This window comes from Kitasatospora phosalacinea (assembly GCF_000717185.1).
GTDB lineage: Bacteria > Actinomycetota > Actinomycetes > Streptomycetales > Streptomycetaceae > Kitasatospora > Kitasatospora phosalacinea_A.
The window spans coordinates 1-22,392 of record NZ_JNYE01000009.1 but is presented as its reverse complement, the minus strand read 5'-3'; the positions used below and the strand labels follow the sequence as shown (position 1 = coordinate 22,392).

At 74.8% G+C, this 22,392-nt stretch carries 22 protein-coding genes; 11 read left to right on the top strand and 11 right to left on the bottom strand.

Annotated features, from left to right (window positions below):
• Positions 1–19 precede the first annotated feature (19 nt).
• The 6 genes from OO57_RS05665 to OO57_RS05640 all read left to right on the top strand — a co-directional run bounded on the left by OO57_RS05665 (position 20) and on the right by OO57_RS05640 (position 4,650).
• On the top strand, positions 20–661 hold the full coding sequence (locus OO57_RS05665; RefSeq protein WP_051776649.1) for a winged helix-turn-helix domain-containing protein: 642 nt from the start codon (positions 20–22) through the stop codon (positions 659–661).
• Entirely contained in the window at positions 658–1,947 is a 1,290-nt protein-coding gene (locus OO57_RS05660) for an MFS transporter (protein WP_033251162.1), read from the top strand. Before OO57_RS05665 ends, OO57_RS05660 begins: the two co-directional genes overlap by 4 nt.
• 217 nt (positions 1,948–2,164) lie before the next feature.
• Positions 2,165–2,548, top strand: a complete 384-nt coding sequence (locus OO57_RS05655) for a hypothetical protein (protein WP_033251161.1) — start codon at positions 2,165–2,167, stop codon at positions 2,546–2,548.
• The gene (locus OO57_RS05650) at positions 2,548–3,702 is read left to right on the top strand and encodes a hypothetical protein (RefSeq protein ID WP_051776647.1); all 1,155 of its coding nucleotides are present in this window, start codon (positions 2,548–2,550) and stop codon (positions 3,700–3,702) included. Before OO57_RS05655 ends, OO57_RS05650 begins: the two co-directional genes overlap by 1 nt.
• Positions 3,703–3,781: 79 nt before the next feature.
• Positions 3,782–4,171 carry a roadblock/LC7 domain-containing protein gene (locus OO57_RS05645; RefSeq protein WP_033251160.1) on the top strand — a complete coding sequence of 130 codons (390 nt, stop codon included), beginning with the start codon at positions 3,782–3,784 and terminating at the stop codon, positions 4,169–4,171.
• A 104-nt stretch (positions 4,172–4,275) separates the two neighbouring features.
• Complete coding sequence (locus OO57_RS05640; protein WP_033251159.1) at positions 4,276–4,650, top strand: hypothetical protein; 375 nt, start codon at positions 4,276–4,278, stop codon at positions 4,648–4,650.
• A 20-nt stretch (positions 4,651–4,670) separates the two neighbouring features.
• Here OO57_RS05640 and OO57_RS05635 read toward each other — a convergent pair whose 3' ends face one another.
• From OO57_RS05635 to OO57_RS05610, 6 genes are all read right to left on the bottom strand, one after another.
• Positions 4,671–6,464 carry a glycoside hydrolase family 36 protein gene (locus tag OO57_RS05635; RefSeq protein ID WP_106973910.1) on the bottom strand — a complete coding sequence of 598 codons (1,794 nt, stop codon included), beginning with the start codon at positions 6,462–6,464 and terminating at the stop codon, positions 4,671–4,673.
• Between the two features lie 103 nt (positions 6,465–6,567).
• Complete coding sequence (locus tag OO57_RS05630; RefSeq protein WP_033251158.1) at positions 6,568–7,584, bottom strand: ABC transporter ATP-binding protein; 1,017 nt, start codon at positions 7,582–7,584, stop codon at positions 6,568–6,570.
• Entirely contained in the window at positions 7,581–8,567 is a 987-nt protein-coding gene (locus tag OO57_RS05625; RefSeq protein WP_033251157.1) for an ABC transporter ATP-binding protein, read from the bottom strand. The genes OO57_RS05630 and OO57_RS05625 overlap by 4 nt, the downstream gene beginning before the upstream one ends.
• Positions 8,564–9,553 (bottom strand): ABC transporter permease, encoded by a 990-nt coding sequence (locus tag OO57_RS05620; RefSeq protein WP_033251156.1) that lies wholly within the window; start codon positions 9,551–9,553, stop codon positions 8,564–8,566. Before OO57_RS05620 ends, OO57_RS05625 begins: the two co-directional genes overlap by 4 nt.
• Positions 9,550–10,518 carry an ABC transporter permease gene (locus tag OO57_RS05615; RefSeq protein ID WP_033251155.1) on the bottom strand — a complete coding sequence of 323 codons (969 nt, stop codon included), beginning with the start codon at positions 10,516–10,518 and terminating at the stop codon, positions 9,550–9,552. The genes OO57_RS05620 and OO57_RS05615 overlap by 4 nt, the downstream gene beginning before the upstream one ends.
• 15 nt (positions 10,519–10,533) lie before the next feature.
• On the bottom strand, positions 10,534–12,276 hold the full coding sequence (locus OO57_RS05610) for an ABC transporter substrate-binding protein (RefSeq protein WP_033251154.1): 1,743 nt from the start codon (positions 12,274–12,276) through the stop codon (positions 10,534–10,536).
• Positions 12,277–12,508: 232 nt separating this feature from the next.
• Between OO57_RS05610 and OO57_RS05605 the strand changes: the two genes are divergently transcribed.
• Positions 12,509–13,954: an aminopeptidase P family protein gene (locus tag OO57_RS05605; RefSeq protein ID WP_033251153.1), complete on the top strand. Its 1,446-nt coding sequence runs from the start codon at positions 12,509–12,511 to the stop codon at positions 13,952–13,954.
• Between the two features lie 157 nt (positions 13,955–14,111).
• Here the strand turns inward: OO57_RS05605 and OO57_RS05600 are convergent, their stop codons facing one another.
• The gene (locus tag OO57_RS05600) at positions 14,112–15,131 is read right to left on the bottom strand and encodes a nitronate monooxygenase (protein ID WP_033251152.1); all 1,020 of its coding nucleotides are present in this window, start codon (positions 15,129–15,131) and stop codon (positions 14,112–14,114) included.
• A 94-nt stretch (positions 15,132–15,225) separates the two neighbouring features.
• Between OO57_RS05600 and OO57_RS05595 the strand changes: the two genes are divergently transcribed.
• Together OO57_RS05595 and OO57_RS05590 are read left to right on the top strand one after the other, a co-directional pair.
• The gene (locus tag OO57_RS05595; RefSeq protein WP_081973473.1) at positions 15,226–15,714 is read left to right on the top strand and encodes a hypothetical protein; all 489 of its coding nucleotides are present in this window, start codon (positions 15,226–15,228) and stop codon (positions 15,712–15,714) included.
• 90 nt (positions 15,715–15,804) lie between these two features.
• Positions 15,805–16,278: a carboxymuconolactone decarboxylase family protein gene (locus tag OO57_RS05590; protein WP_033251151.1), complete on the top strand. Its 474-nt coding sequence runs from the start codon at positions 15,805–15,807 to the stop codon at positions 16,276–16,278.
• A 64-nt stretch (positions 16,279–16,342) separates the two neighbouring features.
• Here the strand turns inward: OO57_RS05590 and OO57_RS05585 are convergent, their stop codons facing one another.
• The 4 genes from OO57_RS05585 to OO57_RS05570 all read right to left on the bottom strand — a co-directional run bounded on the left by OO57_RS05585 (position 16,343) and on the right by OO57_RS05570 (position 20,296).
• Positions 16,343–17,032, bottom strand: coding sequence for a TetR/AcrR family transcriptional regulator (locus OO57_RS05585; RefSeq protein ID WP_051776643.1), 690 nt, complete (start codon positions 17,030–17,032; stop codon positions 16,343–16,345).
• Between the two features lie 394 nt (positions 17,033–17,426).
• Entirely contained in the window at positions 17,427–18,332 is a 906-nt protein-coding gene (locus OO57_RS05580) for an AraC family transcriptional regulator (protein ID WP_033251150.1), read from the bottom strand.
• A gap of 108 nt (positions 18,333–18,440) precedes the next feature.
• A complete protein-coding gene (locus OO57_RS05575) occupies positions 18,441–19,085 on the bottom strand; it encodes a response regulator (RefSeq protein ID WP_033251149.1) in 645 nt (214 codons plus the stop codon).
• Complete coding sequence (locus OO57_RS05570) at positions 19,082–20,296, bottom strand: sensor histidine kinase (RefSeq protein ID WP_063737500.1); 1,215 nt, start codon at positions 20,294–20,296, stop codon at positions 19,082–19,084. Before OO57_RS05570 ends, OO57_RS05575 begins: the two co-directional genes overlap by 4 nt.
• 174 nt (positions 20,297–20,470) lie before the next feature.
• On the opposite strand from OO57_RS05570, the gene OO57_RS05565 reads away from it, so the two are divergent.
• Together OO57_RS05565 and OO57_RS05560 are read left to right on the top strand one after the other, a co-directional pair.
• On the top strand, positions 20,471–21,535 hold the full coding sequence (locus tag OO57_RS05565) for an FtsX-like permease family protein (protein ID WP_033251148.1): 1,065 nt from the start codon (positions 20,471–20,473) through the stop codon (positions 21,533–21,535).
• 29 nt (positions 21,536–21,564) lie between these two features.
• On the top strand, positions 21,565–22,299 hold the full coding sequence (locus OO57_RS05560) for an ABC transporter ATP-binding protein (protein WP_234337235.1): 735 nt from the start codon (positions 21,565–21,567) through the stop codon (positions 22,297–22,299).
• Positions 22,300–22,392: the final 93 nt, after the last annotated feature.

Here is a 22,392-nt window from a genome sequence, read left to right as displayed (position 1 = left end):
CTAAAGATACCTTTAGAACATGAGCGAAGAGCTGCCGGCCATCCGGCTCACCGACCCGCGCGCCCTGCGCGCCTACGCCCATCCCACCCGGATGGCACTGGTGGGCCTGCTCCGCCTGCACGGGCCGCTGACCGCGACCCGGGCGGCGGAGCTGCTCGGCACCGAATCGGTGGCGAGCTGCTCCTTCCACCTGCGCCAGCTGGCCAAGTACGGCCTGGTGGAGGAGGCGGGCGGCGGGCGCGGCCGGGAGAAGCCCTGGCGCGCGACCGCCGTCTTCACCAGTTGGGACGCCTCCCCCGCCGACCCCGAGCAGGCCGCCGCCACCGAGGCGCTGCAACGGGCCGTCCTGGACGGCTACTTCGCCCGCGCCACCGGCTGGCTGCTGCACCGCGGCGCCGACACCCCCGAGTGGCGCGAGGCCGCCGGCTTCGGCGACAGCGCCGTCCTGGTCACCGCCGCGGAACTGGCCGAACTCAACGCCCGCATCGAGGAGTTGGCCCGCCCCTACGTGGAACGCCTGGGCAGCTCCGGCCCGCGCCCCGAGGGCGCCCGCCCCGTCCAGCTGATCCAACTCGCCGTCCCCACCGACACCCCGGGAACCTCCCCCGCCGACACTCCGGGAACCTCCCCCGCCGACACCCCGGAGGCGAAGGCGCCGTGACCCTCCTCGACACCCGCCCGGCCGCCGCCGTCCGCCGCCGGATACCCGACCTGCTGCGCGAACCGGCCTTCCGCCGCTACTGGACCGGCCAGACCGTCTCCTCGCTCGGCGACCAGATCACCCTGCTGGTGGTCCCGCTGATCGCCGTCTCCGTGCTGCACGCCGACGCCGCCCAGATGGGCTACCTCTCCGCCGCCGGGTACCTCCCCTACCTGCTGCTCTCCCTGCACGCGGGCAGCTGGGCCGACCGCTACGGCCGCCGCCGCCGGGTGATGATCGCCACCGACCTGGGCCGCGCCGCCGTCCTGCTGACCGTCCCGCTCGCGTACGCGGCCGGGGTGCTGACACTGGTGCAGCTGTACGCGGTGGTGCTGACCGTCGGCGCGTTCTCGGTGTTCTTCAACGTCTGCAACCCGCCGCTGTTCGTCGCCCTGGTGCCCGCCGAGCAGTACCTGCGCGGCAACGCGCTGATCAACGGCAGCCGGGCCGCGACCTACGTGGCCGGGCCCGGCATCGGCGGCCTGCTGGTCCAACTCCTGGCCGCACCGCTGGCGCTGGTCGTGGACGCGCTCTCCTTCCTGGCCTCCGCCGCCTTCCTGCGGAGGATCGACCCGGTCGAACCGCCGCCCGCCGCCGGGGGCCGCGGCGGCACCGCCGAGGGCATGCGCTGGATCCGCCGCGACCCGGTGATCCGGGCCACCCTGCTCGGCACCGCCACCGTCAACCTGTTCACCTTCGTCATCGGCGCGCTGTTCGTCCTCTACGCCACCAACGAACTCCGCTTCAGCGCGGGCCTGCTGGGCGCCGTGATGGCGGCCGCCGCGGTCGGCACCCTGCTCGGCGCGGCGGTCACCGGACGGCTCTCCGCCCGGATCGGCATCGGCCCGGCGCTACTGCTCGGCCTGGTGCTCTTCCCCGCCCCGCTGCTGCTCGTCCCGCTGGCGGGCGGCTCGGTCGCCGCGTCCGCGGCGCTGCTGTTCGGCGCCGAGTTCCTCTCCGGCGTGGGCGTGATGATCCTCGACATCACCGCGGGCACCGTCTTCGCCGCCTGCATCCCCGACGCCCTGCGCTCCCGCGTCTTCGGCGCCTACCAGGCCGTCAACTACGGCGTCCGCCCGCTCGGTTCGCTGCTCGGCGGCCTGCTCGGCAGCACCCTCGGCCTGCGCCCCGCACTGTGGATCGCCGCCGTCGGCGCGGTCTGCTCCGGCCTGTGGGTGCTCTTCTCGCCCCTCCCCCGGATGCGCGAACTCCCCGTCCAGGACGGGCCGGAGGCCCCGCAGAGCTGAACCGCCCGCGCCGCGCCGCCTTCACCCGGACCCTTCGCCGGACACCCTCAACGGCCGCGCACCATAGCGCATTCGTGCATATGCCCGAGGGATATGGCGGAAAGTCTCGCCCTCCCGTGGCAGCGCCGGTAGCGTTGCGTCCTGGTCAGACTACCGCAGGTGAAGGCGGTGAAGGCGACGCACCGTGCCCCCGCACGGTGGGGAGGGAACGCAGTACGTGCCCGGGATCGAGGAGTGCCTTGCGGAAGCCATGGGGATCACCGGCGCCCTGGGGGTCAGCCTGGTCGACTGGACCAACGGCCTGGCCATAGGCACCGCCGGTCTCGGCCCCGACGGCGACCACGAGGTCGGCGCGGCCGACGCCACCGAGCTCGCCCGGGCCGTCACCCAGACCCCCTCGTTCGCCGACCCGGACACCGGCGCACCGCCCGCCGAGGACGTCATCGTCACCTCGGCGGGCAACTACCACCTGCTGCGCTTCGTCCCCGCGCCCTTCGACGCCAACGTCTTCCTCTACCTGCGGCTGGACCGGGACACCGCCAACCTGGCGATGGCCCGGCTGCGCCTGGCCGCCATCGCCGACCGGCTGGTGCTCTCCTGATGTGGCCCGCCGACACCCTCGCCCCGACGGCCACCGCCGTCGTCCCACCCGTCCCACCCGTCCCGTCGGTGCCGTCGGTGCCGTCGGTGCCGCCGCTGCTGGTCGCCTCCCCGGTCTCGGTGCGCCAACTGGCGCCCGCCGCCGGGCAGTTCGGACACGGCACCGAGGTGCCCGGCCCGTACCTGACGACCGGGCCCGCCGAACCCGCCCTCGCCGCACCGGCCCCCATCGAACCGGCCCCCGCCGCACCCGCCCGCCCCCTCGCCGCGGAACCGCAGCCCGCCCCGCCGGCCGCCCGGCGCCGGGCCCACGCCGCCCCGCTGCCGCGCCGCCGCCGCTCCAGCTGCGCCCCCGCCACCACCTTCGAGGCCGCGCTGACCGACCTGGCCGCGGACGGCTCCACCGGTGCCCTGCACGGCCCCGGCGGCGCGGTGCACCTGGCGGGCGGGCTGGTGGTGCACGCCGAGGCGCCCTCCGCCGCGACCGTCGGGCACCTGCTGACCGGCGCCGGGCGGATCACCGTGCGCGAGTGGGAGGACAGCCTGCTGCTGGGCGCCGGGCGGCTCGCCGAGTACCTGCTGGGCAGCGGCCTGGTCGGTGCCGGCGAGCTCGAACTCGCCCGGCTGGCCGCCACCCTGGACGGCGCGCAGGAGGCGCTGGCCCAGCCCGACGGGGAGCTGCGCTTCGACCCGGACGCCCGCCCGGTGCTCGGACTGGCCCGTCCGCTCTCGGTGCTGGAGCTGCGCGGCGCGGTCGGCCGGCGCCGCTCGCTGCTGGACGGCTGCTGGCCGTCCGCCGAGCTGGACCGGGCCCCGCTGCAGTCCACCGGCACCGCCCCGACCCGCCGCACCGCGGTGCCGCGCCGCCGCCGGCAGGCGCTGCTGGCCGCGGCGGACGGCACCCGCACCGCGCCCGAGCTGGCCCGGCTGCTGGGGCGCTCCACCTACGGCACGCTGCTGGACGTCCGGCAGCTGGCCGCCGCGGGGCTGCTGACCGCCCCCCGGCCGGCCGCCGTCCCCGACCCGCCGCCGGCCGCCGTGCCGCAAGCCGCGCTGCCGGACGTGCTGTTGCCGCCCGCGCCGCGCTCCTACGACTCCTCGGACCCGGAGGTGGGCCTGCTGCTCCGACTACGCGCCGCCCTGGAGGCCCTGTGACCGCCCCGCTCGCCCGCCCCGTCCCGCCGACCGAGTCATGAAGCGGACCTTTCGACAACTGACCGCGAGGAGGACCCCCGTGCTGCCGGAAGCCGAGGTGCAGGCCGAACTGCAGGGCCTGCGGGCGCGGATTCCGCACCTGACCGGGTCGCTGGTGGCGACCATCGACGGCCTGGTGGTGGCGCACGACGCCTCCGCGCTGGAGGCGGAGAGCGTGGCCGCGCTGACCGCCGCCGCGCTGGGCGTGGGGTCGCGGCTCACCGAGGCGACCGGGCAGGGCGCCTTCCGGGAGCTGATCACCCGCGGCGAGCGCGGTTACACCGCGACGTACGCGGCGGGCGCGTACACGGTGCTGACCCTGCTGGCCGGTCCGCAGGCCAACGTGGGGCGGCTGCACCTGGAGGCCCGCCGGGCCGGGGCCCGGATAGCGGCCCTGGCCGACGCCGACCTCGACCGGACGCCCCTCTGACCCCCGTCCCGACCCCTGACGCTCATCTCACCATGCAACACACCCGTCGCAGCAAGGATCTGACGGGTCGTCAATTCCTTTCACGGAAGAGGTACTTGGAAAAAATGGCTGCTGTGGAAACCGCGCTCAAGGACATCATGAGCTCGATCGAGGGCACCATCGGCGTCGCCCTGGTCGACTACAACAGCGGGATGGCGCTGGGCACCATCGGCGGCGGGTCCGACCTGGACCTGAACGTCGCCGCCGCGGGCAACACCGACGTGGTGCGGGCCAAGCTGCGCGCGATGGAGCTGCTGAACCTGAACGAGGCGATCGAGGACATCCTGATCAGCCTCTCCACCCAGTACCACCTGATCCGGCCGCTGACCTCGCGCACCGGCAAGGGCCTGTTCCTGTACCTGGCGCTGGACCGGAACCGGGCCAACCTGGCGATGGCCCGGCACCAGTTGAAGAAGGTGGAGGCCGAGCTGGAGGTCTGAGGCCTCCCCTCCTCCCGGTCCTACCTGCGCAGGGTGAGCAGACCCCCGGTGGGGACGCGGACGGACAGCTCCGTCCCCCCGACCGGGGTCTGCGCCCGGGCGACCGTCCCGCCCCGGCAGTCCTGGACCAGCAGGTCGACGGTGCCGGGGGCGCGGTCGAACTCGACCCGCACCAGGGTGTCCTGGTCGGCGTTGGCGACCAGCAGCAGCTCCCACTCGCCGCGGGCCCGCAGCGGCAGCGGCGCGTACCGGCCGAAGGCCAGCCGGGCGCCGTCCCGGGCCTCGATCACGGGGTAGGCCAACTCGGGCCGGTGCGGGCGCAGTTCGCTGCGCTGGAGCAGGTCGCGGTGCTCCTTCATGATGCTCAGCCAGAAGGCCAGGGCGGTCAGCTGCTCGGCGTCCTGGGCGGTGAGGTCGACGGAGACCTGGGCGGTGGCGAACAGCACCGACTGGAGCAGGACGGCGATCTGCTCGGGGCTCTCCCGCGGGTGCCAGGTCAGCGGGTCGGCGTGCACGGCGAGCGGTCCGGCGGTGAGCCGCAGGTCGGCGGTGCGGACGCGGTTCTCGACCGCGCCCAGCGGGCAGTCGGTGGCCCGGACCATGGTGGCGTAGGGCCACAGGCCGGGGCCCGTGTAGTCCTGGCGGTGCTCGACCAGGACGTCGGGGCGGGCGGCCCGCAGCCGGGCGTCGAGTGCGGCGAGCAGCTTCTGCACGCCCTCGGCGACGGTGGCGCAGTCGGCTTCCGGGGAGGCGGTGTCGGGGGCGGCGCCGGGTGCGGGCCTGCGGGCGAAGGCGTCGACGAAGTCGATCTTGAGGCCGTCCGCGCCGTGCTGCTCGACGGCGGCGGCGAGCCGTTCGACCTGGTGGGCGCGGACGGTGGGGCTGCGCGGGTCGAGCAGGAAGGTCTCCAGCAGCGGCAGGTGGGCGAGGGTGTGCCCCGCCAGCCGCTCGGCGGCGGCGCTGCGGTCGCCGACGAACGGGGCGGCGTGCCAGAGCAGGTAGGCGAGGCCGAGGTCCTGGATCCGGCGGACGTGTCCGGCGAAGTCGGGGAAGTCGTGGGGGGCGGGCTGCCAGTCGCCGGTGGTGGCGTAGGAGCGGGTGCGTTCGTCGGTCTGCCAGCCGTCGTCGACGATCAGCGAGCGGAAGCCGAGCGGGGCGGCGAGTTCGGCGAGCCGCTCGACGTCGGCGGAGGTCATCGCCAGGTGCAGCGCGTACCAGGTGCAGAACACCGGCTCGAACGCGGCGTCGGGGACGGGCCGGGTCGGGGCGAGGGTGCCCCACCAGGCGGCGGACTCCCGTACGGTGTCGGCGAAGTGGCGGCCGCTCAGGTCCAGGCGCAGGGCGAGGCGCGGGCCGTCCTGCTCGACCCACCAGCTGTAGCGGCCGGTCTCCTCGACGGCGCCCTCGCCGATGGTGACGGGGCGGACGAGTTCGCCGACCGCGAAGGTGCACAGTGCGGCGTCGCCGGGGCCGACCAGGCTGCCGACGGGGGCGCCCTTGGGCAGCGAGGCCTCCCGCGGCGGGGCCCAGCTCGGGGGTAGCCAGCGGGTGCCGGTGTTCGGCGTCCAGTAGGCGGTGGCGCCGGTGCAGGGCAGTTGCCAGGCGATCCGCAGCCGGGCGTCCGGGGCGTCGGCGGCGGCCTCGACCAGCAGCACGCCGGGGCCGGCTCCGGTGACGGTCACGGCCGGTGCGGTGTCGCTGCCGACGGCGGTGACCCGCAGGGCGAGCGGTCCGGCGTCGACGGTGCGGGAGGTCTCGGTGCGGCCGGAGGGCGGTGCGGAGCCGTCCCAGGACAGCGCGGCGGTTCCTTCCACGGGCGGTGGTTCCTTTCACGGGGTGGACCCGCCCCGGCCGGCCGCGGAAGCGGTCGGACGGCCGGTCGGGGCGGGGGCGTTGGTGCGGCGGGCCGCGGCGGGGCTACGCCTCGGGGAAGTGGCAGGCGGCCTGGCGGCCCGGAGCGGTGAGGGTGAGCAGCGGTGCTTCGGTGCGGCAGACGTCCTGCGCCTTGGGGCAGCGCGGGTGGAAGGTGCAGCCGCTGGGCGGGTTCGCGGGGCTGGGCGGGTCGCCGAGCAGGACGATGCGTTCGCGGGTGCGTTCGGCGGCGGGGTCGGGCAGCGGGACGGCGGAGAGCAGCGCCTTGGTGTACGGGTGGGCGGGGTGGTCGTAGACCTGCTGCTTGTCGCCGATCTCGACGATCCGGCCGAGGTACATGACGGCGACGCGGTGGCTGATGTGCTTGACCACGGCGAGGTCGTGCGCGATGAACACGTAGGCGACGCCGAGTTCGGCCTGGAGGCGTTCCATCAGACCGACGATCTGGGCCTGGATGGAGACGTCGAGCGCGGAGACGGGTTCGTCGGCGACGACGAGTTCGGGGCGGGTGGCGAGGGCGCGGGCGATGCCGATGCGCTGGGCCTGGCCGCCGGAGAACTGGTGCGGGTAGCGCTCCAGGTGTTCGGGGGCGAGGCCGACGAGCCGGACCAGGTCGCGGACCTCGGCGCGGATCCGCTGCTTGCCCTCGCCCTGGGCGCGCAGCGGTGCGGCGATGATCTGCTGGACGGTCTGCCGCGGGTTGAGCGAGGCGAACGGGTCCTGGAAGATCATCTGGAACCGGCTGCGCAGCGGCCGCAGCCGGTGCTGCGGGGTCGTGGTGATGTCCTGGCCGCGGAAGCTGACCCGACCGGCGGTGGGGTCGAGCAGCCGGACCAGCATCCGTCCGGTGGTGGACTTGCCGCAGCCGGACTCGCCGACCAGGCCGAGCGTCTCGCCGGGCCGGACGTCGAAGGTGACGCCGTCGACGGCGCGGATGCCGGGGCGGCGGCGGAGGGTGCCGCGCGGGCCGGGGAAGGTCATGCCGAGGTCGCGGACGCTGAGCAGGGCTGCGGGCGCGCCGGGGTCGGCGGCGTCGGCGAGCGGGGCGGTCTCGGTGGTCATGCGGTCACCTCGTCGTGGACGCACGCGCTGCGGTGGCCGTCGGCGACGGTGCGCAGCAGCGGGCGCTCGCCCGTGCAGCGCGCGTCGGGCTTCGCGGCGTAGACGGCGCAGCGCGGGTGGAAGGCGCAGCCGGCGGGCGGGGCGAGCAGGGAGGGCGGGCTGCCGGGGATGGAGCGGAGTTCGGCGCCGTCCTCGGCGTCGAGGCGGGGCAGCGAGTCGAGCAGGCCGCGGGTGTAGGGGTGCCGGGGGGTGGTGAAGAGGGTGTCGGCGGGGGCCTGTTCGGCGGCGGATCCGCCGTACATGACGAGGACGTCGTCGGCGACGCGGGCGATGACGCCGAGGTCGTGGGTGATCATGACGATGCCGAGTCCGCGTTCCTGCTGGAGGCGCATCAGGAGTTCGAGCACCTGGGCCTGGACGGTGACGTCGAGGGCGGTGGTGGGTTCGTCGGCGATGACCAGGTCGGGTTCGCAGGACAGCGCGAGGGCGATCATGGCGCGCTGGCGCATGCCGCCGGAGAACTGGTGCGGGTGCTCGTCGGCCCGGCGGGCGGGTTCGGGGATGCCGACGTCGCCGAGGACGTCGACGGCGCGGGCGAGGGCGGCCCTGCGGGTGCCGCCGAAGTGCGCGCGGTAGGCCTCGGCGATCTGGTCGCCGACGGTGAAGTAGGGGTGCAGGGCGGTGAGGGCGTCCTGGAAGACCATCGCCATCCTGCGGCCGCGGAGCTTGCGCAGGTCGTCGTCGGGGGCGCCGACGAGTTCGGTGCCGTCGAGCTTGGCGGAGCCGGTGACGGTGGCGCCGCGGTGCAGGCCCATGACGGCGAGCGAGGTGACGGACTTGCCGGAGCCGGATTCGCCGACGATGCCGAGGGTGCGGCCGCGTTCGACGGTGAAGTCGACGCCCTTGACGGCCCGTACGGTGCCTTCCTCGGTGGTGAACTCGACCGCGAGGTCGTGCACGTCGAGCAGCGGGTGGGAGGTCACGACAGCCTCGCCCTCGGGTCGATCCAGGCGTAGACGAGGTCCACGACCAGGTTGGAGCTGATGATGAAGAAGGAGGCGAGCAGGGTGATGCCCATGATCACCGGCTGGTCGGCCTTGTTGAGGGAGTCGGCGAAGAGCTTGCCGATGCCGGGGAGGCTGAACAGCGATTCGGTGATGAGCGCGCCGGCCAGCAGTCCGCCGAGGTCCATGCCGAGCATGGTGGCGACGGGGGTGAGGGCGGGGCGCAGTCCGTGCCGGCCGACGACGCGGCGTTCGCGCAGTCCCTTGGCGCGGGCGGTGCGGACGTACGGTTCGGCCATCGTCTCGATGACGGAGTTGCGGGTCATCCGGGCGTAGATGGCGGCGTTGAGCAGGGCCAGGGCGATCCAGGGGAGGATCAGGTTGGTGGTCCAGCCGACCGGGTCCTCGCCGAAGGCGATGTAGCGGGGGTACGGGAGGAGGCCGGCCACCGAGACGACGAGGTAGAGCAGGATCATCGCGGTGAAGTAGACCGGCAGGGCGGCGATGCCGATGGTGCCGATCATCAGGGTGCGGTCGAGCCAGGTGCCCCGGCGCAGCGCGGAGAGCACGCCGGCGCCGACGCCGAGGAGGAGCCAGAGGACGGCCGCGCCGAGGGCGAGCGAGACGCTGGTGGGCAGGCGGTCCGTCATCAGGTCCCAGACGGGCTGGGCGGACTGGAAGGAGTAGCCGAAGCAGGGGAAGTCGCACTGGACGGCGTACTGGCCGGTGCCGTAGGAGCGGCCGGCGAAGACGGCGGTGACGTAGTGCCAGAACTGGACGGCCAGGGGGTCGGCCAGGCCGAGTTGCTGCCGGACGAGTTCGATCCGGTCGGCGGAGCAGTCCTTGCCGCAGAACTGGGCGGCGGGGTCGCTGGGCAGCAGGTAGAAGACCGCGAAGGTGAGCGCGCAGACGGCGAGCAGGGTGGCGGCCATCGCGAGGAGGCGCCGCAGCAGGAATCCGATCACGTCCGGCCGCCCTTCGGGTCGAGGGCGTCCCGCAGGGCGTCGCCGACCAGGGTGAAGGCCAGGACCACCAGGAACAGGCAGGCGCTGGGCAGGATGAAGAACATCGGGTCGACCTTGTAGTAGAGCACCGCGTCGGAGATCATCTGGCCCCACGAGGGCGTGGGCGGGCGGATGCCGACGCCGAGGAAGGAGAGGGCCGCCTCGGTGCCGATCAGGCCGGGGACGGCGAGGGTGACGTAGACGATGACGGTGCCGGTGAGGTTGGGCAGGATCTCGCCGAACAGGATGCGGCGGTTGGTGGTGCCGCTGGCGCGGGCGGCCTCGACGTACTCGCGGTGCTTGAGCGAGAGGGTCTGGCCGCGGACGACGCGGGCGATGTAGGGCCAGGAGAACAGCGACATCACGCCGATGAGCAGGACCACGCGGTTGACGTCCCGGGCCACCGAGAGCAGCGCGATCATGAAGATCAGGCTGGGGAAGGACATCATGACGTCCATGAACCGGCTGATCACGGCGTCCGTGCGGCCGCCGAAGTAGCCGGCGGTGATGCCGAGGACGGTGCCGATCAGGGTGATCAGCAGGGCCGAGACGAAGGCGACCAGGAGGCTGATCTGGGCTCCGTAGAGGAGCCGGGCGAAGATGTCGCGGCCGAGCATCGGTTCGACGCCGAGCCAGTGCTCGGGGCTGATGCCGCCGAGGGAGCCGCGGGGCAGGCCGCCGAGGTAGGGGTTGACGGCCTTCTTGTCGATGGCGTCCGGCGAGGTGCCGCTGATCGCGGTGAGCACCGGTGCCAGGACGGCCGCCAGGACGAAGAAGGCGATGACGGCGGCGCCGACCGTGGCGGTCTTCTGGCGGCGCACGCGGTGCAGGGCGAGGGCCCAGGGGGAGGCGGGGGCGACGGAGGGCGCAGGGGCTTCCGGGGCCCCCGCTCCCCCGGCCGGAGCCGGGGCGGGCGGGGTGGTCATCTGGGAACTCCCGCCTTACTTCACGGACTTGAGGCCGATGTTGGCGTAGTCGATCTGCGCGGACCAGATCGGCGAGCCGAAGGCGCCGGCGATGTTGGAGCCGACCAGCAGCGGCTTCTTCTGCCACACCAGCGGGACGGCGGGCGAGGCGTCCATGATCTTGGCGTCGAGGGCGAGCCAGGCGGTGTTGGCCTGCTGCAGGTCCGACAGGCCGGCGATCCGGTCGAGTTCGGCGTTGACGGCCGGGTCGTCGTACCGGGTCATGTTGCCGTTGTTGCCCTTGTCCTTGATCTGGCGGCCGTCGTAGATCATCGGCAGGAAGGTGGCGGCCGACGGGTAGTCGGGGCACCAGCCGAGCTGGGCCAGGCCGGGCTGCTTGTCCTTGTCGCCGACGATGGAGTTGACGGCGGTCGGGTCGACGGTGGTGATGGTGACGTTGACGCCGACCCGCTTGAGGGCGGCCTGGATCGCCTCGGCCTGCTGCTTGCCGCCGGTGGAGGTGACCATCTCGGTGTCGAAGCCGTTCGGGAACCCGGCCTCGGCGAGCAGTTGCTGGGCCTTCGCCGGGTCGCCCGCGGGCTCGATCATGAAGTGGTCGACCGGGGCGCCGTTGGTGAGCGCCGGGGGGAGGTAGGTGGTGGCGACGTCGGTGAACGCCGGGCCGCCCATGGCGGCGGCGAAGGACTCCTTGTCCACCGCGTACTGCATGGCCAGGCGCACCTTGGCGTTGTCGAACGGCGCCTTGGTGGTGTTCATGTCGAGCATGGTGGTGCAGCCGCCGTTCTCGCTGACCAGGCGCTTCTTGACCTCCGGGTTGGTGAGCACCTCGGACATCTTGGCGGGCGTCAGGTCGACGTACGAGACGGCGTTCCTGTCGTCGCCCTGGTCGGCGATCAGGCGGTCGGCGATGCCGGTGCCCTTGAGGGTCTGGTCGACGACGATCTTGTCCGGGTAGGCCTTGCGGACGGGGTCGGAGGCCGCGTCCCAGTTGCTGTTGCGGACGAGGACCATGCGCTTGCCGCGGTCGTAGCTCTCGATCTTGTACGGGCCGGAGGAGACCGGGTGGTTGGAGTAGTTGGCGCCGGTCTCCTTGGCCCGCGGGACGGGCGAGAAGGTCGGCAGGGTGACGGTCTGGGCGAACTCGGCGACCGGGCGCTCGAGGTGGAAGACGATGGTCCTGGCGTCCGGGACCTCGATGGACTCCTTGCCCAGGCGCTGGCCGCCCAGCGGGCCCCGGTAGCCGTCGACGCCGGCCAGGTAGCGGGCCGCGTAGTCGGGGCCGCCGGCCAGTTCGGGGGAGAACGAACGCTCGACGTTGTACTTGACGTCGTCGGCGACGATCGGGGTGCCGTCCTCGTACTTGAGGCCGTCCTTCAGGTGGAAGGTCCAGGTCCTGGCGCCGTCGCTGGGGGTGCCGAGGTCGGTGGCGAGGTCGGGCTCGACCTTGAGGCCCTCGGCGCCGGGGGCGGCCTTGAAGGTGGTGAGGGTGCGGTAGAGCATGCGGACGCCGACGTCCATGACCGGCATGGTCCAGTTGCGGGCCGGGTCGAGCTGGTCGAAGTCCTGGTTGGACAGGATCGTGAGGGTGCCGCCCCTCACCGGCGTGCCGCCGACGATGCCGTTGCCCTCGGTGACCACCCCCTGCTGGTCGCCGCTGCCGTTGTCGCCGCCGTTGTCGCTGCTGCTGCACGCACCGAGGCCGAGGGTGAGGGATGCCGCGATGGCCGCCGTGAGGGCGGCGTGGGAACGCCTGTTCATGTGCAACTCCGGGAATGGGGGCCGGTCTGCCGTTCAACGGGGGATCTGTGCCGCCCGGGGTCTGGCCCGCTCTGAGGTGTGACCCGTAACATAGTAATGTGAAATTGCACTGCGCAACGAGGGAGCGGGACCGTTACCGACCCGTGTCGTTGCAGCACCCTCCCCCGTGGTGCAAGTCGTTTTCCCGCCTAGCACGTTGTCCCAGCTCACCCAGGTCAGAGGAGCCCCGACGATGGCCGACCAGCCCACCCTGAACACCGGCAGCCACGACCTCCCCGTCACCCCCGCGCTGGAGGCCTACATGGCCGGCCAGTGGGCCGCCACCCCGCTGCCCGCCGACGAGCGCGTCCCTGGCTACGCCCGCTTCCCGGGCCGCCGCGGCAGGATCGCCGCCGCCTTCCCCGGCGAACGACTCCTCGTCCCCGCCGGGCAGTTGAAGGTCCGCAGCAACGACTGCGACTACCGCTTCCGCCCCGACAGCGCCTACGCCCACCTCACCGGCCTGACCGGCGAGGAGCAGGTCGGCCACGTCCTGGTGGTCGAGCCCGACGGCGAACCCGTCCTCTACCTGCGCCCCCGCTCCGACCGGGCCGGCGGCTCCGCCGAGTTCTACCGCGACCGCCGCTACGGCGAGTTCTGGGTGGGCCGCCGCGCCGACCTCGGCGAGGCCGCCCGGCTCACCGGCCTGCGCACCGCCCACCTCGACGACCTGCCCAAGCTGTTCACCGGCTCCGTCCCGACCCGCGTGCTGACCGGCGTCGACCCGGTCCTCGACGCCCTGGCCGGCCGCCCCAGCGCCGAACGCGCCCTGCACGACGGCCGGTTCGCCGCCGCCCTGGCCGAACTGCGCCTGGTCAAGGACGCCTGGGAGGTCGAACAGCTCCAGCTCTCCGTCGACCACACCACCGCGGGCTTCGCCGACGCCGTCCGCGCCCTGCCCGCCGCCCTGCGCCACCACCGCGGCGAACGCCTGGTCGAAGGCGCCTTCAACGCCCGCGCCCGCGCCGAGGGCAACGGCACCGGCTACGAGACCATCGTCGCCTCCGGCGCCCACGCCTGCGTCCTGCACTGGATCCGCAACGACGGCCCGCTCGACCCCGCGAAGCTCCTGCTGCTCGACGCGGGCGTCGAGACCGACACCCTCTACACCGCCGACATCACCCGCACCCTCCCCCTCTCCGGCACCTTCACCCCCGCCCAGCGCGACGTCTACGACCTCGTCCTCGCCGCCCAGAGCGCCGGCATCGCCACCCTCCGCCCCGGCGCCTCCTTCCGCGAGTTCCACCGCGCCGGCATGCGCGTCATCGCCGAGGGCCTCGCCGAGTGGGGCCTGCTCCCGGTCCCCGCCGAGGAGGCCCTGCACGAGGACTCCGGCCTCTACCGCCGCTACACCCTCTGCGGCAGCGGCCACATGCTCGGCCTCGACGTCCACGACTGCGCCAAGGCCCGCGCCGAGACCTACCTGGACGGCGTCCTGGAGGAGGGCATGGTCCTCACCGTCGAGCCCGGCCTCTACCTCCAGCCCGACGACCTCACCCTCCCGCCCGAGCTCCGCGGCATCGGCGTCCGCATCGAGGACGACCTCGTCATCACCGCCGACGGCGCCCGCCTGATGTCCGGCGCCCTCCCCCGCGAGGCCGCCGCCGTCGAGTCCTGGATGGCCGACCTGCTGGGCTGAAACCCGAAACCAGGAAACGCGACATCAGGGGCGCGAGGAACTGCGCGGCCGACCACGCGCCCACAGCCAGATCGCGACGCATGACAAGGTCTTGCACCATCCCGCGACCTCGCTGACGTGCAACTACCGCAGCGCGCAGTTCCCCGCGCCCCTCCCTTCACCCCCTCCGCAGCGCCTCCCGCCACAGCTCCCGCGTGACGTCCGCCGCGCGGCCCTCGCGGGCCTCGCGGTGGGCGGTGCCCGCCCACAGGTGCATCGCCGTCAGGTCCTCCGCGCGGCTCGCGGCTGCCCTGAGCGGCTGGGTGAGGTGGTGCACCTCCGGGTACGCCGCCGGAGCGTGCCCCTCGTGGCGCTCGGTGAAGGCGTTGCGCAGCCCGCGGGCCGGGCGGCCGGTGAAGGCCCGGGTGACGGTGGTGGCGTCGAGTTCGACCAGGGCGCGGCGGTGGGCGGCGGAGGCCCCGGATTCGTCGGTGCGCAGGTACGCGGTGCCGAGCTGGGCGCCCGCCGCCCCCGCCGCGAGGGCCGCGGCGATCGCCGCCCCGTCGCCCAGCCCGCCCGCGGCGACGAGCGGCAGCGGGCTCACTTCCCGTACGGCGGCCAGGAGTTCGAGCAGCGGCAGGGTGCCGGGCTCGTCCTCGGCGCGGTGGGTGGCGCGGTGCCCGCCCGCCTCGGGGCCCTGGACGACCAGCGCGTCGAGGCCGAGCGCGGTCGCGGCGCGGGCCTCCTCGGGGCTGGTGACGGTGCCGAGTTGGCGGATGCCGGCCGCGCGGACGGCGGCGGCTTCGGCGGGCTCGGGCAGGCCGAAGGTGTACGAGGCCCAGTCGACGGGGTCGTGCAGCAGCGCGTCCAGCTTGGCGTCCCAGTCGTCGCGGTCGGGCGGGATCGCGGCGGGCAGTTCGACGCCCCGCCGCAGCGCCTCGGGCAGCAGCCGCTCCCGGTAGGCGGCGACCGCCCCGGGCGCGGCGGGCGGTCCGGGGACGAAGAGGTTGACCCCGATCGGCCGGTCGGTCAACTCCCGCACCCTGGCGACCTGCCGGCCCATCGCCCCGGCACTGCGGTAGCCCGCGGCGAGGAACCCGAGACCGCCCGCCCCGTTGACGGCGGCGACCAGCTCGGGGGTGCTCGCCCCGCCCGCCATCGGTGCGGCGACCAGCGGCACCGCCCAGTCGAAGACCATCCCTCTCCTCCTCCGCCCCCGCCCGCCCACCTTACGTCCCCGCCGCAGGACCTCCTGCCAGCGTGGCACGGCCCTTCGGAGCGCAGGAGGCGCCGTGGAGATCGACCGCCCCGAACCGGGCCCCGGGGTGCCGCCGGGGACGCCGGTCGCCTCGGCCGCGGAGCTGTCCGCCTGGCTGGGCCGGCAGTCGGACGCGGCCGGTCCGTTCACCTACACGGTGGGGACGGACGGGGTGCTGCGGCTCGCGGACCGGCGCAGCGAGCACGTGGCGTGCGCGGCCGGCGGGGCGGTGCTGGGCGCGGGCGAGGTGGGGTTCGCGGCGCCGGCCGGGGGCGGCCACCGGGCGGTGGAGGTGTCGAACCTGTCGACCGGCTACTGCCCGGACACCGCGTGCTGGCCCGCGGTCGCGGCGGCGCTGGAGCGGGCCGGGGCCGGGCATCCGGGCGGTCTCACCCAGGCGGTGGTGTTCCGCCGGTGCACCGGCTGCGGGGAGGTGTCCGTGGTGCGGGAAGGGTTCTTCGTGTGCGTCTTCTGCGATTCCGACCTGCCTGCGCGGTGGAACGTCGCCCCGCCGGTAGCGTGACGGGCGTCACACCGGCCACCTGTCACACCCGGGATGGCTGCGGGGTCAGACCTTGTAGAAGCACCGAACACACCACAAGGAGCCACCACCGTGGACGCACGTCTGAACTACTTCGGCAACCCGCTCGGCGCGAAGTTCCTCAAGCACATCAACTCGGCCGGCCACGCCCTGGGCCTGTCCGCCCTGCCGATGAGCACCCAGGAGCTGGTGAAGATCCGCGCCAGCCAGATCAACGGGTGCGGTTTCTGCACCGACATGCACACCAAGGACGCCGCGCACGCCGGGGAGACCCAGCTGCGGCTCAACCTGGTCGCCGCCTGGCGCGAGGCCAACGTCTTCACCGAGGCCGAGCGGGCCGCCCTGGAGCTCGCCGAGCAGGGCACCCGGATCGCGGACGCCGCGGGCGGCGTCAGCGACGAGGCCTGGGCCGAGGCCGCCAAGCACTACGACGAGGAGCAGCTGGCCGCGCTGGTCGGCCTGATCGCGCTGATCAACGCGTACAACCGGGTCAACGTGCTGATCCGGCAGCCCGCGGGCGACTACGTCCCGGGCCAGTTCGCCTGATCCACCGGCAGTCGGACGTCCGGGCCCGCCAGGCGACGGGCCGGGACGTCCGCCCCCTCCGGGCTCAGGGCAGTTCGCGCCCGGCCCGGGCCGCGGCCTCCCGGGCGGCCCGGTCGCACCCGGCCAGCCGCAGCACCGCGTCGGCGACGGCCGCGCCGACCTCCGCGGTCCCGTACCCGTCCTCGCCGCCGCCCCGCCCCCGGTCGCGGACCACCGCGACGCCGCCCTCGACCAGGCCCAGCAGCAGGTCGCAGCGCAGCTCCCGGCCGGGCTCGCCCGGGGCGATCAGTTCCAGCAACTCGCCGTACGCGGCCCGGAGTTCGGCGCGGGCGCCGCGGAACCCGGCGAAGCGTTCGCCGCGCACCTCGGGGAGTTGGTAGAGCGCGCCGAGGTTGTACAGGCCGCGGTGCAGCAGTGCCGCGTCGGCCGCGGCCAGCGCCCACAGGCGGGCGGCCGGGTCGGCCCCGGGGCGGGCGAGCAGCGCGGTGGCGAGCCGCAGCGAGGGCTCGACGGTCGACTCCAGCAGGGTCGCGAGGATGTCCTCCTTGCGCGCGAAGTAGTGGTACATCGACGCCTGCCGCAGCCCGGCCTTCTCCGCCACCGCCCGGGTGGTGGTCGCCGCGTACCCGTTCTCGGTGAACAGCTCCGCGGCCGCGGCCAACACCTCGTCGCGCGGCGACAGTTCACTCTCCGAGGGCCCCAGCGCGCGGGGCCGTCCGACCCGCGCGGGCGGGCGGGGATGCTGGGCAGCCATGCCCGAATCCTTCCACACCCCCGCCCTCCCCCTTCACCCCCGGCGAGCGGGGCCGCGGCCGCCCGCAGCTCCGCCGCCCGGGCCCGGTACGACTCCGGCTCCCGGTCGGCCGGCCGGCCGGCCGAGGCGGTCGCCGCAGCAGGCCCGCCGCAGCAGGCCCGCCGCAGCGCGGCGAGGAAGCGCTCCTCCGCCGCGTTCCCGTACTCCCACCGGGCGGCGGCCGTCCCGGCCGGTTCGGCCGGTTCGGCGTCCCCGGCGTGCAGCCGAACGGCGAGTTCACGCACCGCCCGCCCCCGACCCTCCGCCTCCGCCGACTCCGGCCGTCGGCAACTCGGCCGCCGCCGTCGGCAGTTCACCGTCCGGAACCCGCCCGGCGGCCCGCCTCAGGGCGGGTTCACGCCGCCCCGGCCACCCCCGTGCGGGCCACCGGGATCCACAGCTGGGCCTGCGACCGCTCCGGGTCGTCCGGCACGGGCCGCACCCGCAGGATCTCCGGGCCGGGCCGGTACTCGTAGGGGTTGGACGGGATCCACCGGGCGGCGACCTCGGCCCACATCTGCTGCAGCGCCTGCGGGAACGGCCCGGTGTTCTCGAACACCGCCCAGCTGCCCGCCGGGCACTCCAGCACGTCGAGGTCCGCGGGGAGCTCGGCGGCCCCGCTCACCACCGCGTGGTAGTAGTCGAGCAGGCTGCCCTCCGCGAACCCGTCCGAGCCGTCCGGCCCCTCCTCCGGCAGCCGCACGGTCGCCGACACCACGCCCTCCGGGTCCTGGTCGGAGAGGGCGGCGATCCGCCGCGAGGTCTCCGGCGGGATGCTCCGGACGTGCTCGAGGATGTGCGGGTTGACCCCCTCGTGGATCAGCGGGACGCGGGCCTTCTTCCCCACGACCCGGAACGCTTCCTTCTCCACGATGCGGTACCGCATGGTGGCACTCCCTTCGACGACGAGTCGGAAGGACAGCCGGGGCTGCGCGTTCAGCACCGCCCCGCGGCGCCGCGCCTCGCCGGGGCCGACCCCGTGCTGGGCGCGGAACGCCCGGGCGAAGGCCTCCCCCGAGCCGTACCCGTAGCGCACCGCGACGTCCAGCAGCGACGGCTGCCCGGCCAGCACCTCGGCCGCCGCGACGGTCAGCCGCCTGCGCCGCACGTACTCCGACAGCGGCATGCCCGCCAGCGACGAGAACAGCCGCCGGAAGTGGTACTCCGACGTCGCGGTGATCCGCGCCAGCTCGGCCACCTCCAGCCGCCCGTCGAGGTGCTCCTCGACGTGCTCCATCGCCTGGTTCAACCGCTCCAGCACCCGGCTCCCCTTCCCTTTCCCTGCCGTCGACCCTAGGAGGGAGCACCTCCGCCGCACCCGACATTCCCTGCCCGCCCCGGTCGGGTCCCCGCCGCCGGGCCGGTCCGCTCAGCGTTCCGCGGCGCGGATCATTCCGGCGGCCAGGCCCGCCGCGACGGCCGAGGTGCGGGAGTCGACGCCGAGCTTGTCGTAGACGTGCACCAGGTGGGTCTTGACCGTCGCCTCGCTGATGAAGAGCCGCTTGGAGATCTGCCGGTTCGGCAGGCCCTCGGCGAGGAGTTGCAGGATCTCCGTCTCGCGCGGGGAGAGCGAGGGGCGCCCGGCCCGGACCCGGCCGAGCAGGCGGGCGGCGACGGGCGGGGCGAGGACGGTCTCGCCGCGGGCGGTGGCGTGGACGGCGGCGGCGAGGTCCTCGGGCGGGGCGTCCTTGAGGAGGTAGCCGGTCGCGCCGGCTTCGACGGCGGCGAGGATGTCGGCGTCGGTGGAGTAGGTGGTGAGGACCAGGACGGCGGGCGGGTCGGGGAGGGCGGTGATCCGGCGGGTGGCTTCGACGCCGTGCATGCCGGTGCCCATCTGGAGGTCCATCAGGACGACGTCGGGGCGCCGGTCGGCGGGCAGCGCGGCGAGCAGGCCGAGGGCGGCGGCGCCGTCCGCGGCCTCGCCGACGGCGGTGACCCCGGGCAGCTCCTCGACCACGGCGCGCAGGCCGCGCCGGACCACGGGGTGGTCGTCCACCACCAGCACCCGGATCACCGCCGCACCCCCGCGGGTGACGGCCGCCCCGCCGGGGCCCCCGCCGGTCGGCCGACGGCGCGCAGCGGGAGCGCCGCGGCGACGGCGGTGCCCTCGCCGGGGGCGGATTCGACGGTGAGGGTGCCGCCGAGCGCGGCGATCCGCTCGTGCATGCCGTGCAGTCCGAAGGAGTCGGGGGCGGGCGCGGTGGCGGGGTCGAAGCCGGTGCCGTCGTCGTAGACGTCGAGGGTGACGGCGTCGTCGAGGTAGGCGAGGGTGACGGCGACGTGCGCGGCGTGGGCGTGCCGGACGGCGTTGGCGAGGGCTTCCTGGGTGAGGCGCAGCAGCGCGACCTCGGCTTCGACGGGCAGCGGGTACGGGTCGCCGTCGCGGCGGAAGGCGGCGTCCGCGCCGTCGGCGAGGCGGCGCAGGGCGTCGGTGAGGGTGGTGCCGTCGAGCGCGGGCGGGGTGAGGGCGTGGACGAAGCGGCGGGCCTCGGCGAGGTTGGCGGAGGCGGTGCGTCCGATCTCGTCCAGGAGCGGCGCGGCGTCGGGAGCGGTGCCCGCTTCGCGGGCGAGCAGGACGATGCCGGCCAGGCCCTGGGCGAGGGTGTCGTGGATCTCGCGGGCGAGGCGCTGGCGTTCGGCGAGGCGGCCGGCTTCGCGCTGGCTGGCGGCGAGTTCGTCGCGGGTGCGGACCAGGTCGTCGATGAGCTGCTGGCGGGCGCGGCTCTCCCGGTAGAGGGCGGCGTAGCCGTACGCGGTGAGCAGGGCGACGGCGAGTCCGGCCAGCGGGCCGATGACCTTGGCGGTGGTGAGTCCGCCGGGGGTGGTGGCCTGGGCGGCGACGACGGCGGTGGTGAGGGCGGCGACGGCGGGCAGGGCGTAGCGCGGCGGCAGGACGTGCAGGCAGACGAAGTACAGCGGGAAGGCGAGGTAGCTGAACTCGGGGTGCTGGAGGGTCAGGGCGATCCACAGCGCGGCGACGGCGAGCAGCCAGGCGGCGCCGAGGGCGCGCGGGGCGCGGCTCCGGGGCAAGGCGCTCCCGGCGGCGTACCCGGCGGCGAGTGCCCCGGCGGTGGCCCAGCCGGCCGGGCCGAGCGCCCCGTCGGCGGCGGCGCGGGCGAGCAGGACGGCGAGCAGGGTGAGGAACAGGCCGTGCACGGCGAGGTTGGCCAGGCGCAGCGCGGGCGTCGGGCCGGCCGGGGAGGCATGCGGTTCGGTACGGGGCACGCCTTCCGAGGGTACGGGGCGCCGGTCGGCGCGGGTGCCGCCGCGGCATCAACCGTTCGGTGGATTTCCGGGTGCACCCCTCGGTGGGTGCGGGCTCCGTCCGTCTCCCCGATGGCGGCGGGGCCGCGCCGGTCCAGGCTGGGACCGTCCACCTCCCCCTCCGAAAGGTCTCCCGTGTTCGTCGCTCTGCGTGACATCCGTTTCGCCCGCGGGCGGTTCGCCCTGATGGGCGCGGTGGTCACCTTGATCACGACCCTGGTGGTGTTCCTGTACGGCCTGACCGGCGGCCTCGCCTCGGCGGCGTCCTCGGCGATCGCCGGACTCCCGGCGGACGGCGTGGTGTTCGGCGCCCCGACGGGCGCGGCGGCCGAGGTGTCGTTCGCGTCCAGCACGGTGTCGCCGGGCCAGCGGGCCGCGGTGGCCGCGGCGGGGGCGGGCGGGGTGCACCCGCTGGGGGTGGCGATGTCGCGGCTGACGGCGGGCGGCGGCGCGGCCTCGGTGAGCGTGCTGGGCACGGACGCGGAGCTGCTGCCGCCGCTGGTCCGGGGTGCGGCCCCGGCGGACGGCGAGCTCGCGGTCGGCGCCGACACGGCGGCCGCGTACCGCCTCTCCCCCGGCAGCCGGGTGACGCTCGGCGCGCAGGAGCTGACGGTCTCGGCGGTGACGGCGGAGCGTTCGCTCTCGCACGCCCCGAGCGTGTGGACCACCCCGTCGACCTGGCAGCGGGTCTCCGGCCAGCAGCAGCCCACCGCCCTGGCGCTGCGCGGCCTCCCGCACGGCCTGCCGCGCGGCCTGCCCGCCGACCTGGCGGCGGTGTCGCTGGACGACGCGCTGGCGGGCATCAACGGGTACGCGGCGGAGCAGGGCAGCCTGCAGCTGATCCAGGGCTTCCTGTTCGCGGTGAGCGCCCTGGTCGTCGGCGCGTTCTTCACGGTGTGGACGGTGCAGCGCCGCCCGGACGTGGCGGTGCTCAAGGCCGTCGGCGCGTCCAGCGGCTACCTGGTGCGGGACGCGCTGGCGCAGGCGGCGGCCGTCCTGCTGGCGGGTGCGCTGCTGGGCGGGGCGCTGGGCGCGGGCGGCGGGGCGCTGGCCTCGGCCTCGGTGCCGTTCGACGTGGGGCTCCTGACGGTGGCCGTCCCGGTGGCCGCGATGGTGCTGCTGGGCCTGCTGGGCGCGGCCCTCGCGGTGCGCCGGATCACCGCCGTCGACCCGCTGGCCGCCCTGGGCGCCCACCGATGACCACCCACCCGAGCCCGGAAGGCCCCGCCGTGACCGCCACCTCCACTCCCTCCACCCCCTCCGCCCCCTCTGCCTCCTCTGTCCGCACCGGCCTCGTGCTGCGCGCCGTGACGCTCAGCTACCCGGACGGCGAGAGCCGGCTGACCGCCCTGGACGGGGTCGAACTGACCGTCGCCCCGGGCGAGTTCACGGCCGTCGCGGGCCCGTCCGGCTCCGGCAAGTCCAGCCTGCTGGCGGTGGCCGCGACGCTGCTGCGCCCGGACCGCGGCGAGGTGCTGGTCGACGGCGTGGACGCGGGCGCGCTGGGCGAGCGCGACCGCACCGCGCTGCGCCGCGAACGCCTGGGCATCGTCTTCCAGCAGTCGAACCTGCTGGCCTCGCTGACCGCCGTCGAGCAGCTGCTGGTCCTGGAGTCGGTGCGCGGCCGCCGCCCGGCCCGGGCCCGCCGCCGGGCCGAGGAGCTGCTGGAGTCGGTCGGCCTGACGGGCACCGAGCTGCGCCGCCGCCCGCACCAGCTCTCGGGCGGCCAGCGCCAGCGGGTGAACATCGCCCGCGCCCTGTTCGGCAGCCCGTCGGTCCTGCTGGTGGACGAGCCCACCTCCGCCCTGGACCACGAGCGCGGCGCCCAGGTCGTCGAACTCCTCGCCGAGGTGACCCGCACCCACCGCACCGCGACCGTCATGGTCACCCACGACCGCGACCTGCTGGGCCGGGCCGACCGCGTCCTGGAGATGCACGACGGCCGCCTGGCCGGGCCGCGCTAGACGAGTAGTTCCGAAGTGGGTCAGTGGTCGTAGGCGATGAGTGATCGGGTGACGGGTTGGCCGGTGGTGCGGTTGTGCCAGATCGCGCAGGTC